The sequence below is a fragment of the Clostridium sp. AF17-21AC genome (assembly GCF_003461365.1).
Lineage (GTDB): Bacteria > Bacillota > Clostridia > Lachnospirales > Lachnospiraceae > Coprococcus > Coprococcus ammoniilyticus.
In genome coordinates this window covers 203,918-220,573 of sequence record NZ_QTWY01000005.1, presented here as the reverse complement: position 1 = coordinate 220,573, position 16,656 = coordinate 203,918, and the positions used below count along the sequence as shown (strand labels likewise).

Annotated in this window: 13 protein-coding genes, 1 tRNA gene and 1 riboswitch; all 14 genes read left to right on the top strand. The window is 42.2% G+C overall.

Annotated features, from left to right (window positions below; all coding sequences use genetic code 11):
• Nucleotide 1 precedes the first annotated feature (1 nt).
• The 14 genes from DWW85_RS09550 to DWW85_RS09485 all read left to right on the top strand — a co-directional run bounded on the left by DWW85_RS09550 (nucleotide 2) and on the right by DWW85_RS09485 (nucleotide 16,437).
• Nucleotides 2–259: an HPr family phosphocarrier protein gene (locus tag DWW85_RS09550; RefSeq protein WP_021944838.1), complete on the top strand. Its 258-nt coding sequence runs from the start codon at nucleotides 2–4 to the stop codon at nucleotides 257–259.
• Nucleotides 260–356: 97 nt separating this feature from the next.
• Nucleotides 357–3,077 (top strand): SEL1-like repeat protein, encoded by a 2,721-nt coding sequence (locus DWW85_RS09545; RefSeq protein ID WP_021944839.1) that lies wholly within the window; start codon nucleotides 357–359, stop codon nucleotides 3,075–3,077.
• 120 nt (nucleotides 3,078–3,197) lie between these two features.
• Complete coding sequence (locus DWW85_RS09540) at nucleotides 3,198–4,478, top strand: DUF4143 domain-containing protein (protein WP_226801065.1); 1,281 nt, start codon at nucleotides 3,198–3,200, stop codon at nucleotides 4,476–4,478.
• A 5-nt stretch (nucleotides 4,479–4,483) separates the two neighbouring features.
• Nucleotides 4,484–4,556: transfer RNA gene (locus DWW85_RS09535), tRNA-Thr, on the top strand.
• Between the two features lie 265 nt (nucleotides 4,557–4,821).
• Nucleotides 4,822–5,376: a DUF5662 family protein gene (locus tag DWW85_RS09530; protein WP_117808497.1), complete on the top strand. Its 555-nt coding sequence runs from the start codon at nucleotides 4,822–4,824 to the stop codon at nucleotides 5,374–5,376.
• Between the two features lie 82 nt (nucleotides 5,377–5,458).
• Nucleotides 5,459–9,010 (top strand): DNA polymerase III subunit alpha, encoded by a 3,552-nt coding sequence (locus tag DWW85_RS09525; RefSeq protein WP_117808478.1) that lies wholly within the window; start codon nucleotides 5,459–5,461, stop codon nucleotides 9,008–9,010.
• Nucleotides 9,011–9,087: 77 nt separating this feature from the next.
• A complete protein-coding gene (gene rlmB / locus DWW85_RS09520) occupies nucleotides 9,088–9,894 on the top strand; it encodes a 23S rRNA (guanosine(2251)-2'-O)-methyltransferase RlmB (RefSeq protein WP_181986551.1) in 807 nt (268 codons plus the stop codon).
• Between the two features lie 107 nt (nucleotides 9,895–10,001).
• Nucleotides 10,002–10,631, top strand: a complete 630-nt coding sequence (locus DWW85_RS09515) for a single-stranded DNA-binding protein (protein WP_226801066.1) — start codon at nucleotides 10,002–10,004, stop codon at nucleotides 10,629–10,631.
• Between the two features lie 107 nt (nucleotides 10,632–10,738).
• Nucleotides 10,739–10,913, top strand: a riboswitch (Lysine riboswitch).
• Between the two features lie 117 nt (nucleotides 10,914–11,030).
• Nucleotides 11,031–11,915 (top strand): 4-hydroxy-tetrahydrodipicolinate synthase, encoded by an 885-nt coding sequence (dapA, locus tag DWW85_RS09510; protein WP_021944845.1) that lies wholly within the window; start codon nucleotides 11,031–11,033, stop codon nucleotides 11,913–11,915.
• A 226-nt stretch (nucleotides 11,916–12,141) separates the two neighbouring features.
• On the top strand, nucleotides 12,142–12,897 hold the full coding sequence (gene dapB / locus DWW85_RS09505; protein WP_021944846.1) for a 4-hydroxy-tetrahydrodipicolinate reductase: 756 nt from the start codon (nucleotides 12,142–12,144) through the stop codon (nucleotides 12,895–12,897).
• Between the two features lie 8 nt (nucleotides 12,898–12,905).
• Entirely contained in the window at nucleotides 12,906–13,232 is a 327-nt protein-coding gene (locus tag DWW85_RS09500; RefSeq protein ID WP_008401359.1) for a DUF6145 family protein, read from the top strand.
• Between the two features lie 9 nt (nucleotides 13,233–13,241).
• Nucleotides 13,242–14,015: a type III pantothenate kinase gene (locus DWW85_RS09495; RefSeq protein ID WP_021944847.1), complete on the top strand. Its 774-nt coding sequence runs from the start codon at nucleotides 13,242–13,244 to the stop codon at nucleotides 14,013–14,015.
• Between the two features lie 8 nt (nucleotides 14,016–14,023).
• Nucleotides 14,024–14,977 carry a tRNA dihydrouridine synthase DusB gene (dusB, locus tag DWW85_RS09490; RefSeq protein WP_117808476.1) on the top strand — a complete coding sequence of 318 codons (954 nt, stop codon included), beginning with the start codon at nucleotides 14,024–14,026 and terminating at the stop codon, nucleotides 14,975–14,977.
• 491 nt (nucleotides 14,978–15,468) lie between these two features.
• Nucleotides 15,469–16,437, top strand: coding sequence for a 3D domain-containing protein (locus DWW85_RS09485; protein WP_226801067.1), 969 nt, complete (start codon nucleotides 15,469–15,471; stop codon nucleotides 16,435–16,437).
• The last annotated feature ends 219 nt before the right edge of the window (nucleotides 16,438–16,656 follow it).

Genomic DNA, 16,656 nt, shown 5'->3' with positions numbered 1-16,656 from the left:
AATGTTAGAAAGAACAGTTAAGGTAGCCATGACCGAAGGAACCGAAGAAAGACCAGTGGCAGTGCTTGTACAGATCGCAAGTCAGTATGAGAGCCAGATTCATCTTGTATCAGATGACAAAAAAATCAATGCCAAGAGCATTATGGGCATGATGAGTATGGGATTTACAGAAGGACAGGAGATTACGGTCATTGCAGATGGAAAAGATGAAGCAGCAGCAGTAAAGGAGATCTCAGAATATCTGACAGCGAATGCATAAAATCTTCTGTTAATTAATTGGTGTTTTTATTGCACGCTTTGGTTGAATGTGATAAAATCAGATTATTAATGGATATGTGTCATCGGAGGAAGCAGATATGGGATTTTTTGATGGGATTTTTAAGAAAATACCTTTCGTGTCCAGATTCTCGAAAAAGAAAGCACCGGTTAATAATGTAGAGTTACAGTATAACAAGGCTATGAATCTTATGGATAATGGTGATTCTGAAGAATCTGTTAAGATACTGGAACAGGTTGCAGATATCGGTATTATGGATACCCAGTACAAATCATATGGAGATGATGCCCTTCTCGCACTTGCTGAGTTTTATGAAAAGGGTGTTTACCGCAACGCAAAAATAAATGTAGATATGAACAAGTCTACAAAATACTACGAGAAGTATGTGAATCAGAACCGTGATGGTGATGTGATATACAAGCTTGCTAAGATGATGCTGGAAATCCAGAATTTTTCAAAGGCAATCAAGTACTTCGAGATGGCAGCAACGGATTATGGTATCAAGGCAGCATACATGAGCCTTGGTTCTATTTATGAAAGTGGTCTGAACCGGATTGATGAATATGGAAATAAGAGTGATTTCGTCGTTCCTGTTGATCTGGAAAAGGCAATGCAGTGGTATAAGAAGCTTGCTGATGCCGGTGACGCAAAGGCAAGGGCATCTTATGAGCGCGTGTTATATGCAAGCACACATGAAGACAGTCTGGAATTTGAGGAAAAAGATAAGCTGTATACGGAGATTTCCCAGAGAAGAAAAGAAAAGGGAAAAGAGCCACGATATAAGGTGATCGAGGCATCCAGGTTACAGTATCAGTATTCCTATGTACACAATCAGGTGGAAGGATATATCCACAAACTTCCAAAAGACTGGGTAAAGACGATTAATGAGTCAACCGGTGAAGAATATTACGCACCAAGCCTTACATATAAAGACTTTGCAATCTATGTTTATTATGACAGTATACCAAAGGATTCTAAGAAGACGTTGGAAAACTATCTGAGATATTGTAATGATGCATTTGACGAAGATTTACAGTTGAAAGCATATATTACAGAGTATGCAGATGGTATCTGCACGACATACTACCATAAGGATATGGAAAAGGGTATTGTTTCATTTGCGTTCTATCAGGGAAGACGACTGGCATGTATGCGTTTCGTATGTGCAACGATGGAGATCATTGAACAGTACGAGGAGATTATCTTCGAGGTAGCAAACTCATTTGCATTTATTGATCCGACACTGGTCAGTGAAGAAAGTGCAAACCGGAGAGATATGCAGTATTACAATGAAGCAATCTACTGTTACTATCTGGAAGATTATGAAGGTGCCATGAAGGCTGCAAAGCAGGCACTGAAGTTTGGAAGCATCAAAGCGAGTTATCTGCTTGTAGAGCTATACTATGATGAGGACAGCCCATACCGTGATCTGGAAAAGACGATTAGTTATGCAAAGCAGTTGTTTGAAGCGACGAAGGATCCGGAACTTGCGTTCCTGATTGGTAATGTATACGATCAGCAGATGAAAGATTACATGAAAGCTTTGAACTGGTACGAGAATGCAGAACGGCTGGGACATAAGCGAGTTGCATTCTATCTGGGACGTATTTATTATTATGGATTACTCCGTACCAAGAGAGATGGAAGAAAGGCTCTGGAATATTTCAAGAAGGCAAGAGAGAACGGTATACCGGAAGCAGAAGGTTATATCAAGGATCTTGAGGAATTGAAGGGTGAAGATCTCCAGACGGCCGTTGAGAAATGGGAAAGAGCGGTTCAGGCAGGAAGTGAATCTGCAGCAATTAAGATCGCAATGATGAAACAACAGCAGATTTTCTATATAGCAACGCCGTACGAGATTGAGAAAGCATATCTGGAAGCACTTGGACTTGGAAGTGCCAGAGCAGGATATGAACTTGGACGTATCTATCAGCTTCAGGAGAAACAGGAAAACTATAAGGGCGAGATCAAGAGTATCAAGTATTTTGAGAAAGCCTTTAATGCGAACTTTGATGACTGGGATAAGGAAAATCTGTTCAGAGTTATTAATTACAAGGTTGAAAAGGGACTCGATAACGAAGAGGCTATCAAGCTCTATATCGAAAATGCAAGTATGGGTTACGTTCCGGCTATCGAAAAGCTGTTTGAACTGGTTCCGTTTACAACACAGCAGATCTGGAGTTTGTATGATGCACTGATCGAGCTGGCAGAGACCGGTGATGAGACTGCTATCGTAGCGATGAACAAACTGGAAATGCATTATGTAGATCTGATTATCCGTGAACCGGGTAAGGGACAGAAGATTGTGGAGAACAAGTTTTTCCGCTTATGTGTTCCAAAAGAATGTTCAGCAACGATCAATGATGAAGGCGGTACGATCAAGCTTGCCGATTCTGTTGTTGAATTTGCGGTGGCTGAGATGCCTGTCAATGCGACAGCAGAGCAGGATTATCTGAAGATTTATAAACTGATTGTATCAGAATATCTGCCAGATGAGAATGCAGAGGTTATTATTGCGAACTCCAGAATGATCGGTTCTGCGATCAGAAGTTCGAAGGATAACATCCATACATACAGTATTCTTTTGATCAGCTCAAAGAATCAGTATATCTTTAAGCTTAGTTCGAAGGACAGACGGGAGATGATGCAGTTCAAAGATGTATTGAACACGATTGCAAAATCTCTGGTTGAGACTGGTGAGATCTACAAAGCAACAGGTGAAAACAGAAAGAACATTGGTCTTGCATTCCTTCTTAAGGCAAATGAGAATGGATTCCTTTCGATAGGAAAAGATGCTTAATAGAATTTAGAACAATATGTTTTAAAGCAGTATCTTGCCCGGAGAATAATTCTTCGGGCAAGTGTCTGTTGAAGCAGCATGTAGAAATGACAAATGTGTTTGTCGTAGAGGTGAGTACAAATGTTTAGAAATATCATGAACAATCTGGCAACATGGTATGAGATTGGAGAAAATAAAGCAGCACTCATTAGAGGAGGAAAGTTTGTAGGAAAGACATGGGCAGCCCTTGATTTTGCTACAGGTTTTTTTGATGAACACATTCTTATCGATCTGGAGCAGTATCCGGATTTTTGTCAGTATATTTCAAAGGAGAGAAAGCCGGAGAAACTACATGCGAAATTAACAACTTCATTGGATAAATATGACTTTCAGGGAAAGTTATTGATTTTTGATAATGTACAGCTTAGTACAATGGCGGTTCCGAATCTGGTAGAATATGCCAGGGTAAGCAGCGGCGTGCGAATCTGTATGCTTGCAACAGTGAATGGAATGTTGCCGGGTGAAGCAGAATGCCAGGATGATCTCTTTGTGTATGAGTTAACGCCGATGACCTTTGATGAGTTTTTAAAGGCAGGAAAAGGCAGAAAGCTCTGGAAGTACATTGAGAACCAGAGACTGGAAGGATTGCCGGAGGAGGTACGGGCAAGCGTAGATACGATGCTGGATGCATTTTTAGTGACTGGGGGAATGCCGGAAGCGGTAAATGCATATTACAAAAATGAAAATTTTGAAGAAGTTGACGGTATTTTGCAAAAAACACTTGACAAGATGACCGAATATATAGTAAAAGTAACACCGAAGAAACTTTTAACAAAGGTGATGCTGATCTGGAACAGTATTCCTGTTCAGCTTACCAAAGAGAATAAAAAGTTTATGTACGGATACGTAGATCCAAAGGCGAGAGCCAGAGAGTATGAGTCGTCAGTTGACCATCTTGTACGGATCGGAGTTGTCCGTCAGGTGTACCGTGTAAAACATGGTATATTGCCACTTGCAGAGCAGGTGGATGAAAAGTCCTTTGAGATCTATCATTTGGATCATGGCCTTTTAAGGATTATGGCAGGCATTCATTATTATGATATAGATCAGACCAATATCGTTGATACGATGGATGGCATGATAGCCGAGCAGTATGCGATGGAAGAATTATATGCGAATAAGAATATTGGCAGGTTGTTCTTCTGGATATCATCTGCAACAGCGAAGGTTGATTTTGTGTATGAAGGTGATGGTGAGGTTGTACCGGTTGATGTACAGACAGAGCCACATACGAAAGCACAGAGTTCCAAGGTGTTCAAGCAGAGATATAACAATGCAACGTCTATCAGAATTTCAACAGATGACATGTATATGAATAACGGACTTTTAAATGTTCCGCTATACGGCATCTGGAACTTTTAACAAACGCCGAAATAGCTCAGTTGGTAGAGCAACGCATTCGTAATGCGTGGGTCGAGGGTTCGAGTCCCTTTTTCGGCTTTGAACTTGAAACCGGAAAATCTTGTAAGATCAAGGTTTTCCGGTTCTTTTTATTGCTAAAAAACGTGTAGGTGTGCAAAAAGTGTGCAAAATTTTAAGAAAGTAATAAAGCAGAGGTATTATCCGTTTTTAATGGATGATAAAAATAATCGCAATTTTTCTCAGGTAACTGCTTTCTTGGGTGTTGGCAAAAAGGGCAAAATGAAATACAATAAAAAGATGGATAATATTTAGAATAAAATCGGAGATGAAACGTTTCATGAACATGAACTGGTATAAACATTTGAAAACGATCAACCATCATAAGTGGCTGGTTATGAAAAACTGCTTCCGGGTAGGCTTATATAAACAGGGACTGCTGCATGATCTGTCCAAATACTCATGGGCGGAGTTTTCAGTGGGTGTGAAGTATTATCAGGGAGACCGAAGCCCGAATGATGCGGAACGAGAGGATAAAGGCTATACAAGTGCCTGGCTGCACCATAAAGGAAGAAATAAGCATCATCTGGAATACTGGGTAGATTACAGCACCGATCATTCCGGTGCGTTAGCGGGCTGTAAAATGCCGGAAAAATATGTAGTTGAGATGTTCTGTGACCGGATTGCAGCAAGTAAGAATTATAATAAAGAGAAGTATAACGATTCTTTCCCATTGGAATATTTCAGAAAAGGTAAGGCTAGAAAGAATCATCTGCTCCATCCGGAAACGGATGCATTGCTTGAGAGTCTGCTGGTTATGCTGGCAGAAAAAGGGGAAGATTATACTTTTGACTATATACGGCGGAAAGTATTGCATAATAAAAAACCGAAGAAAAAATAGAAATAAGATCGTTATTGACAGTAACGTCAGACTGGAGAAAGTATACAAACGGAAGAGAGGCTGAAAAGCCGGAGGGATAAATATGGATTTTACACATTTACATGTGCATACAGAATATAGCTTGTTGGACGGCTCGGCGAAGATCAAGAGTCTGGTAAAGCGTGCGAAGGAACTGGGATATGATTCGCTTGCGATTACCGATCATGGCGTTATGTATGGAGTTATTGATTTTTATGAGGCAGCAAGGGCAGAGGGCATCAAGCCGATCATAGGCTGCGAGATCTATGTCAGTCCGGGATCACGATTTGACCGTGAGAATACCAGAGGCGAGGAACGATATTATCATCTGGTACTGCTCGCAGAGAACAATCAGGGATATAAGAACCTGTCTAAGATCGTATCCAGAGGATTTACGGAGGGCTTTTATTATAAGCCAAGAGTAGATCTGGAAGTGCTGGAACAATACCATGAGGGCATTATCGCGCTTTCAGCCTGTTTGGCGGGGGAGGTTGCCGTCAATTTAAGAAAGAATAACTATGAAGGAGCGAAAGAGGCAGCACTCCGTCATTTGAAGATATTTGGAGAAAACAACTATTTCCTTGAGATGCAGGATCATGGGCTGGCAGAACAGGCAACGGTAAATGCGGGTGTTATGCGGTTGTCCAAAGAGCTGGGTATTCCGATGGTCGTAACGAATGATTCTCACTATATACTTGCGGAGGATTGGGAGGCGCACGATATCCTTCTGTGTATCCAGACAAACCGGAAGGTACATGAAGAAGATCGTATGCGCTATACAGGGGGACAGTATTATCTGAAATCCAAAGAAGAAATGTATGAGCTTTTCCCTTATGCGAAGGAAGCTCTTGCAAATACACAGAAGATTGCAGACCGTTGTAATGTAGAGATCGTATTTGGCGAGCAGAAAGTGCCGGAATTTGATGTGCCGGATGGACTGACGGCCGAGGAGTATCTGGAGAAGCTCTGTATGGAGGGCATCAGGAAGCGTTATAACCCGGTAACACCGGAGTTGATGGAGCGTCTGACCTATGAGATCAATACGATCAAGAAAATGGGATATGTAGATTATTTTCTGATCGTATCGGACTTTATAAGATATGCAAAGGATCATGGGATTGCTGTCGGACCCGGTCGTGGATCTGCGGCAGGCAGTATCGTAGCCTATTGTCTTGAGATCACCAATATTGACCCAATCCGTTATAACCTGCTATTTGAACGATTTCTGAACCCAGAGCGTGTATCCATGCCTGATATCGACGTGGATTTCTGTTACGAGAGAAGGCAGGAGGTTATCGATTATGTTGTTCGTAAATATGGAAAAGAAAAGGTCGTACAGATCGTAACCTTCCAGACGATGGCGGCACGAAATGTTATCCGTGATGTCGGTCGTGCGCTGGATCTTCCATATACACTTTGTGATGCGGTAGCAAAGACGATCCCGATGGAGATTGGCATGAATATTGATACAGCTCTGAAGGTCAGCAAGGATCTGAAAGAGATGTATGAGGAAAATGCAGATGTCAAACAGTTGATCGATATGGCAAGAAAGTTAGAGGGACTTCCAAGAAATACCGGTATGCATGCGGCCGGGGTCGTGATCGGCAGAGATTCTATCGATGAATATGTACCGCTTGCAAGAGGCGGTGATGATTCGATCATCACCCAGTTTACAATGACAACAATCGAGCGATTAGGACTTCTGAAAATGGACTTTCTTGGACTTCGTACTCTGACTGTTATTCAGGATGCAGTAAAGTTTATAAAGCAGGAGACCGGAGTTGATATTGATATCGATCATATCGATTATGATGATAAAAAGGTATTTGAGTTGATTACGTCAGGTAAGACAGAGGGTATCTTCCAGCTTGAAAGTTCCGGTATGAAGAACTTCATGAAGGAGTTAAAGCCTCAGAGTCTGGAAGATGTCATAGCCGGAATCTCTCTGTACCGCCCGGGACCTATGGATTTTATTCCAAACTATATCAATGGTAAGGAACATCCAGAGAAGATTACCTATGACGTGCCGGAGCTTCAGGAGATCCTGGAACCAACCTATGGCTGTATTGTATATCAGGAGCAGGTTATGCAGATCGTTATGAAGCTTGCCGGATATACACTAGGACGAAGCGATCTGGTGCGCCGTGCCATGTCAAAGAAGAAAGCAGATGTCATGGCGAAGGAACGCCAGTATTTCGTATATGGAAATGAAGAATTAGGAGTGCCGGGCTGTATCGCCAGAGGCATCCCGGAAACAACTGCAAATAAAATCTTCGATGATATGACGGATTTTGCAAAATATGCATTTAACAAATCTCATGCAGCAGCATATGCGGTTGTTGCCTATCAGACAGCATTTTTAAAATGCTATTATCCGGTTGAATTTATGGCGGCGCTGATGTCATCAGTAAAGGATAACAGTTCCAAGGTGGCGGGTTATATTCAGTCCTGCCGCCAGATGGGAATCCAGATCCTGCCGCCGGATATCAATGAAGGCTACAGCGGCTTCTCAGCAGCCAAGGGTGCGATACGATATGGCATGTCAGGGATCAAGAGTGTCGGAAGTGCAGTAGTAGACCGGATTGTAGAAGAACGGGAGGCAAATGGACCGTATAAAGACATGAAGGACTTTCTGGTTCGTATGACACCGAAGGAGACCAATAAGAAGACGGTTGAAGCATTGATCCTTGGAGGTGCATTTGACAGCTTTGGTGTGAAGAGACGCCAGATGATGATGGCATATCCGATGATGATCGATGAAGTCTATAAAGAGCGGAAAAATTCATCTGCAGGACAGATGTCATTTGCAGAATTTTTTGGCGGTGAGTTTGCAGAAGCGGCAAAGACGAAATTTCCGGATGTAGAGGAATATGACGAGCAGGAGAAGCTGGCACTTGAGAAATCTGTGCTTGGTATCTATATATCCGGCCACCCACTTCTTGATTATGAGAAACTAATGAGTGAGAAAACGGCATTTTCATCGGTGGATTTCATGATCGATGAGGAAGAAGGACGGGCAAGAGTTCCGGATCAGAGTATCTGTATTCTTGGCGGCATGGTAGCAGGTGTTACGGTGAAGCTGACAAAGAACAATCAGAACATGGCATTTGTTACGTTGGAGGACATGGTCGGACAGACGGAGATCATTGTATTTCCAAAGAAATATGAAGATTACCGGGAGAAACTGACGACAGATAATAAGATCTTTGTAAAGGGTCGGGCGACGGTTTCAGAGGAGGACGCGAAGCTGATCGCGGAAGAGATCCTGACCTTTGATGAAGTGGCGGCAGGAAATGATTTCAGCCGTTATAATAACAGTGGCAGGATGAAGCCTCGCAGAGAAAATACAGGAAAACCGGAATTTACAGAGGGTGATCTGCAGGTCTGGGTATGCTTTGATGATAGAAAAGAATATGATGAGCTGGAGAAAGAGTTCCTGTCAATCCTGGAAGAATATAAAGGAAACTGTCCGGTATATATATTCATCAAACAGGAAAAGCAATACAAGAATATGGGAAGGGGCTTTATGGTAGACGGAGCTTCCGGTATCGTAGACCGGCTGAAGCTGGAATATGGTGTCAGCCGTGTAACCGTTCGTCCGAATAAGAAGAAATAGCAGCGTTCTTGTCTGGATTGCTTACATGGCAGATTCTGAAGGATTGCTGGAAAAGAAAATGACAGGAGGATGCAGGTATGGAGATCATTACTGCAAATTCAAATCCTAAGATAAAGAATATCAACAAGTTAAGTAAAAATGCGGCATTCCGCAAAGAAGAACAGGTATTTATAGTAGAAGGAAGCCGTATGTTCCGGGAACTTCCGGTTGACCGGGTAAAGCAGGTGTTTGTATCGGAAACGGCATATAGAAAATATGAAGCGGAGCTTTCTGTAAAAGGGATCACAGAACAGGACGGACGACTGGTTGTTGTATCAGACAGTGTGTTTCAGTCGATGTCACAGACGAAAACCCCGCAGGGACTTCTTGCTGTCGTGGATAGATATCATTACACGATGGATGATTTGATTTCTGTGATGGCTAAACATGAAGGGGGAAACACTTTTTTGGTGCTGGAATCCATACAGGATCCCGGTAATCTGGGTACGATCGTGCGGACAGCAGAGGCTGCTGACGTTACAGGTATTATCATTGGAGGGGATTCCTGTGATATATACAATCCTAAGGTGGTACGATCTACAATGGGAACGATCTTCCGGGTGCCATTTGTCTATGTGGATGATCTCATGGGTACGGTTGACAGGTTAAAGGAACATGGAATTGTTGTCTATGGGGCGCATCTGGACGGACAGGATCTGTACGCGGGAAAACTTGAAAAGAACAATGCATTCCTGATCGGAAATGAAGGAAACGGTCTGACCTATGAACTTTCTGCAAAGGCTGACCGCCTGATCCGTATTCCGATGGCAGGTCAGGTGGAATCCTTAAATGCTGCAATTTCAGCGACACTTCTTGCATATGAAGCATACAGGCAGCGAAAATGATCGGATAATAGACAAAACAAGACAAAAAAAGGCAGCATATCTTCTGGTATATAAGAATATATTTTATGGTATACATTCGAAGGGATATACCAGAAGGGAGAAAAAGCATGGAAAAAACATTAAACAATAACCAGGTGATCGTAGCGGGGGAGATCGCGTCAGACTTTACGTTCAGTCATGAGATCTTCGGAGAGGGATTTTATATGGTGGATCTTGTTGTTGCCAGACTGAGTGATACCTATGACGTAATACCACTTATGGTATCTGACCGGTTATTTGATGTAGAAAATTCCCATATTGGGGAAAAGGTGGTTGCAAGAGGACAGTTCCGTTCTTATAACAAACATGAGGAGACGAGAAACCGTCTGATCTTATCGGTATTTGTCAGGGAGATATCGGTACTGGATGATGAGGAGGACGAAGCGGGAAACAAACCAAATCAGATTTATCTGGATGGTTATATCTGCAAGGAGCCGGTGTACCGTATGACACCACTTGGAAGAGAGATTGCAGATATTCTGCTTGCAGTTAACCGGGCATATGGCAAGAGTGACTATATTCCATGTATCTGCTGGGGCAGAAATGCAAGATTTGCAGGGAAGCTGAAGGTAGGGGAGCATGTTGCGGTCTGGGGCAGGATCCAGAGCCGGGAATATCAGAAACGGATCGGGAATGACCAGATCATCAGCAAGACGGCTTATGAGGTATCTGTCAGCAAAATGGAATGTCTGGAGTAGCACGGCAAAGGGACGGTAAAGCAATGAACAGGCAGGGAAAAGAAGTTGTTACATATTGACAGAAACAGACAGGAATGATATAGTAATTTTATCTAATGGAAAAAAGAAAATTCAGTAGAGGCGCGGTATTTATCAGTAAATATATGGATATATATGGAGGTAGATGATATGTGTTGAAAGGGGATACCGCCGAAGGAAGCAGTTATCCATAGGGCTGTAACCTGGTTGTGCAGCGAATAACTGTATGACTGTCATCGTCACAGATGGAGGGCTACTTTTTCAGAAAGTATATTATTTCTAAAGGTCGGCGCTCGCGTGCCGGCCTTTTATACTGTATAGAAGAAGTAAAATTGATTCCACGAGGATTTACAGGTTTTAGATTTTAAGGAGGAAAAATTTATGTCAATTTTTGAAGGTTCAGGTGTAGCGTTAGTAACACCATTTAAGGAGAATGGCGAGGTTGATTTCGATAAGATGAAGGAACTTGTTGAATTCCATATTGCAAATGGTACAGATGCCATTATCGTATGTGGAACAACAGGTGAAGCATCTACATTATCACATGAAGAACATCTCGCATGTATAAAGGCATGTGTAGAATATGTAGATCACAGAATCCCTGTTATCGCAGGTGCAGGTTCTAATTGTACAGGAACAGCTATTTACCTTTCTACAGAGGCAGAGAGCTATGGCGTAGATGGATTACTGTTAGTAACACCATATTACAACAAGGCAACCCAGAATGGTCTGATCGCACACTTTACAGCTATTGCGAATTCTGTAAAGATTCCAATTATCTTATACAATGTACCATCCCGTACAGGATGTAACATTCAGCCGGAGACAGCAGTTACACTTGCAAAGACTGTACCAAATATCGTAGGTATCAAGGAAGCGTCCGGTAATATCGCACAGGTAGTTAAGCTTGCAAAACTGGCAGATGGCTGTATCGATATTTATTCCGGTAACGATGATCAGGTAGTACCACTCCTGTCATTAGGTGGAAAGGGTGTTATCTCTGTAACAGCAAATATTGCTCCAAGAGATGTACATGATATGGTTAAGAAATTCATGGACGGCGATGTAAAGGGAAGCCTTGATATCCAGTTAAAGACGATCGATTTGTGTGAGGCACTGTTCTGTGAAGTAAATCCAATTCCTGTTAAGAAAGCAGTTGAGCTTATGGGCTTATGCGGCGGAACAATGAGAATGCCATTAACGGAGATGGAGCCTGCACATGTAGAGAAGTTAAAGGCCGCAATGACAGCGTACGGCTTACTTTAGAATAAAAAGAAAATACAGATGATCCGGTAGAGGATTAGGCTGTATGATATAAACAAAGATGGACAGAAGGGATACAGGAATCTGTCTGTAGTATATAAAATCCCGCAGGTTCTGCGGGATTTTTGTTTAGTTTGCGGGTGCTCAGCCAAAGCTCATGTCTGTATGAGAGATTTGGCGGCTGCTACGGCAGAATGAGAAAAACACAGGATAAATGGAGGAAAAGAAAATGGTTCGAATTATAATGCATGGATGTAATGGTAAGATGGGACAGGTGATCACAGGACTTGTAGCGGATGATCCGAATGCACAGATCGTTGCAGGCATTGATATCGCAGATAACAGAGATAACGGATATCCGGTATTTACAGATATTAAAAAGTGTGATGTGGCGGCAGATGTAATCGTTGACTTTGCAGCAGCAGTAGCAGTGGATGCACTTCTTGATTACAGTGTGGAAAAACAGATCCCGGTAGTTCTCTGTACAACCGGTTTAAGTGATGAACAGCTTGCAAAGGTAAAAGAATGCAGTGCAAAGGTTGCAATCTTAAAGTCAGCCAATATGTCACTTGGAATCAACACTTTGATGAAGCTGTTAAAGGATGCCGCAAATGTATTTGCACCGGCAGGCTATGATATCGAGATCGTTGAGAAGCATCATAACCAGAAGGTAGATGCACCATCCGGAACAGCGATAGCACTTGCGGATTCTATTAATGAAGCAAGAGGCGGAGAATATGAATATGTCTACGACAGAAGTCAGGTCAGAAAAAAGAGAGATAAGAAAGAGCTTGGTATCTCAGCCGTTCGTGGCGGAACGATTGTTGGAGAACATGAGGTCATCTTTGCGGGAATCGATGAAGTGATCGAGTTCAAGCATACAGCATATTCCAAGTCAGTATTTGCAAAGGGCGCAGTAGAAGCCGCAAAATTCCTGGCAGGAAAACCGGCAGGCATGTATGATATGGCAGATGTGATAGGATAGGAGAAACAATGAAACCAGAAAAGGTTGTATTATGTGCTAGTTCGAAGTACGAACAGAAATTTTATCTGAATGAGGAGTTTAAAGGACTTCCGGAAGAAATAAAAAAAGAATTAAAAATCATGTGTGTATTGTTTACAGAGGATGTAGGTGGTATACTGAGGCTTGAATTTGACCAGGAGGGAAGCCTGAATCTTGTAACAGAAGCATTTGATGAGGATTTGTTATATGATGAGATCGGATGTGAGTTGAAGATCAAGCAGTTACAGAAGGACAAGCAGCAGTTGTTTTCCAGTCTGGAATTGTTTTATAAGGTATTTTATCTGGAAGACTATTAGAGGTGAGAGATGCTATTTGCAATTGATGTAGGAAATACGAATATCACGATGGGATTATTTGACGGAGAAAAGTTAGAGAAGACATTCCGTATGACGACGGGAATATCGAGAACTTCAGATGAGTTTGGTGTATTTTTGGGAGAATTGCTTCGAATGAGAAATCTTCCGTTAGATGTAATTGATGAAGTTATTATTGCATCTGTAGTACCAAATGTGATGCATTCCCTGACAAATGGAATAAGAAAATATTTTAAGTTAGATCCTCTGATCGTGGAGCCTGGGGTAAAAACAGGTATTAATATTACGATTCCAAATCCAAGACAGCTTGGTGCAGACCGTATCGTAGATGCGGTAGCAGCGTACCATATGTATGGCGGACCTGTGCTGGTGATCGATTTTGGAACTGCAACCACATATGATCTGGTAAATGGAGATGGTTCATTTATAGCAGGTGTAACTTCACCGGGTATTCGCCTGGGTGCAAATGCATTATGGAGCGGAACAGCGAAGCTGCCGGAAATTGAGATCAAGGTGCCGGATACGGTACTGTGTAAGGATACGATCTCCAGTATGCAGGCAGGTGTATGTCTTGGCTATATCGGACAGACAGAATACATTGTAAAGCGTATGCGGAAGGAATCCGGCTTTGATAATATGAAGGTTGTTGCGACCGGTGGACTTGGTAAGATGATTTATGAGAATACCGACTGCATCGATACCTATGATCCGGATCTGACACTGTATGGTCTTCGAATTATTATGGATAAACAAAAACAGGCATAGGAGTATTTATGGATTTTACGAATAAACTTGTTTTGGCGCCAATGGCTGGGGTGTGTGACCAGCCATTTCGTTTGTTGGCGAAAGAACAGGGCTGCGATATTTTATATACGGAAATGATCAGTGCAAAGGGACTGTATTATAATAATAAGAATACAGTACCGCTTCTTGCGGTATCGCCGGCAGAGGATCCGATCGGTGTGCAGCTGTTTGGTTCGGATCCGGAGCTGCTTGCAGAGATGGCGAAGAAGATCGAAGACCGTGGATTTGCATTTGTCGATGTGAATATGGGATGTCCGGTTCCAAAGATTGTAAATAACGGCGAGGGATCTGCACTGATGAAGGATCCGTTGCTAATAGGAAAGATCGTGTCGGCAATGACAAAAGCGTGTAAGCTGCCGATCACGATCAAGATCCGCAGCGGCTTTGACAGTGGGCATATTAACGCGCCGGAGATTGCACATATAGCAGAGGAAAGCGGTGCGGCTGCTGTGGCTGTTCATGGCAGGACCAGAGAACAGTATTATCACGGACATGCAGACTGGGGCGTGATCGCAGACGTGAAAGCGGCTGTGAAGATTCCTGTGATCGGGAATGGTGATATTCTGACTCCGGAGGATGTAATTCGGATGAAAGAGCAGACCAACTGTGATGCCTTTATGATCGGAAGAGGTGCGCGTGGCAATCCATGGATCTTCCATGAATTAAAGACATACTTTGAGACAGGAGAGATTCCGGCAAGACCGGATAAGCAGCAGGTGAAGGAGACGATGCTTCGCCATGCCAGACTGATGATTGATTTTAAAGGGGAATTTACAGGAATCCATGAGATGCGGAAGCATGTGGCATGGTATTCGGCAGGTATGTATGATTCTTCCAGACTTCGGAATCTGATCAATCAGGTAGAGAACTATGACGAGATGGTGGAACTGCTTGATGCATGGACAGATGGAATGCTGCTTTAAGTCATGTATGAATCCGCAGGTGTGTCAGACGTTGTTTGGAGTTATAATATAATACGTTTAGATGCAGTTATGATACAGTTTTGAAAATGTTTTAACATAATTAATAAGGATAATAGAAACAAATAGAGATGATTTTGAAATATATGCAGCCGGATGCGTGCGTGATTCAAAATTATTTCTATTTTTTTTAAGAAAAAATGCACTTTTGATGCTAAAATTTAAGAAATTACCTTCGTGGAAGTGTCCAATGTGCTAAGTTGTTGCATAATTGTTAAGATGCTAAAATGTGCAATATACACAATTAATTAATGCGCAAATTGGTTATAAATACCACAAAATAATGATGAAAGATTTTGTAGCTACGACATAATTAATAAAAATGGCTGGTTTGCTTGACCTTTTGATTGTCAGGCATTATAATAACGATACAAACAAGAGTTAATCTTTTTGTAACAATTTCGAAACCGAAAAGAAATTAAGGAGAGAATATTATGAAGAAATTTTCAAGCTCCAGCCAGATGTTTTCTGAGAATCTTAAGAAATATCTGAAAAGAGCAGGTATTGCTGTAGTATCCACTTCCCTTGGAGTTGCATCTGTGATCGCATTTGCATCCGATGAATCCAAACTCCATTCCGATGCAAAAATGATAGCTGTATCCCAGCTTGAATCTACAGCAATTGAAGATACTAAGGTTGAATATTCTAAGATTGAATACACAGATTTACAGAAGTCGATCAAGGACGCTGAGTTATCAGCTAAGATTGAGAAGACCGGAAAAGTAACAGAAGCAGTTGCATTGGCAAAGAAAGAAGAAGTACCGACAGAGGATGCCACAATAGCTACAGAAGCAGAGCTTGCTTTTGCTGAGAAGGAAGATACAACAAGTGCAAACCTCGTAGAGGATGTCACAGAAGAGACTGCTGAAGAACCAACAGAGGAAGCATCCTCCGCAGATATCACTGCAGAAGATATTACAACCGAGCTGGTAACAACAGAGGACACAGAAGTAACAACTACAGAAGAGACAGAATTAGCAAAGTCAAACGGTAAGAAATCAAAGAAGAATACAACAGAGGCTACAGATAAGAAGCAGCAGACAGGAATCGAAGCAACAGAAGCTACAGAGGAAGCAACAGCAGGTGCAATTCTTGTAGAAGATGACAGCTACCAGCCAGGAACTTATCTTGGTACATACACAACAACAGCTTATTGTGGATGTTCTCGTTGCTGTGGTAAGTCCGATGGAATTACAGCCAGCGGTACTTATGCAACAGAAGGAAGAACCATTGCAGCACCAAGCAGTTTTGCATTTGGTACAGAGCTTATCATTGATGGGCACACATATGTCGTTGAGGACAGAGGTGGTGCAATTCATGGTAACAGAATTGATATTTTCTTCTCAAGCCATCAGGCAGCTTTAAACTACGGAAGAAGAACTGTTGATGTATATGTTAAATAATTCAGTATAGACAGAGCGGGACAGAACCCAAAAGGTTCTGTCCTTTTTTGCGCAGCGAGTAGACCATGCCCTGCTCACTGTGTGGCAACGATAAAGCCCATGTATGGTAACAGTTTTCTATGATCGGTTATGACTCATTTCGTTTCTATTCGATACACTCATCTATTTGTCAGCAGTCGCCCTAACTCACCCTGCGGGTTCAGACAAGGGCTTGGTGCT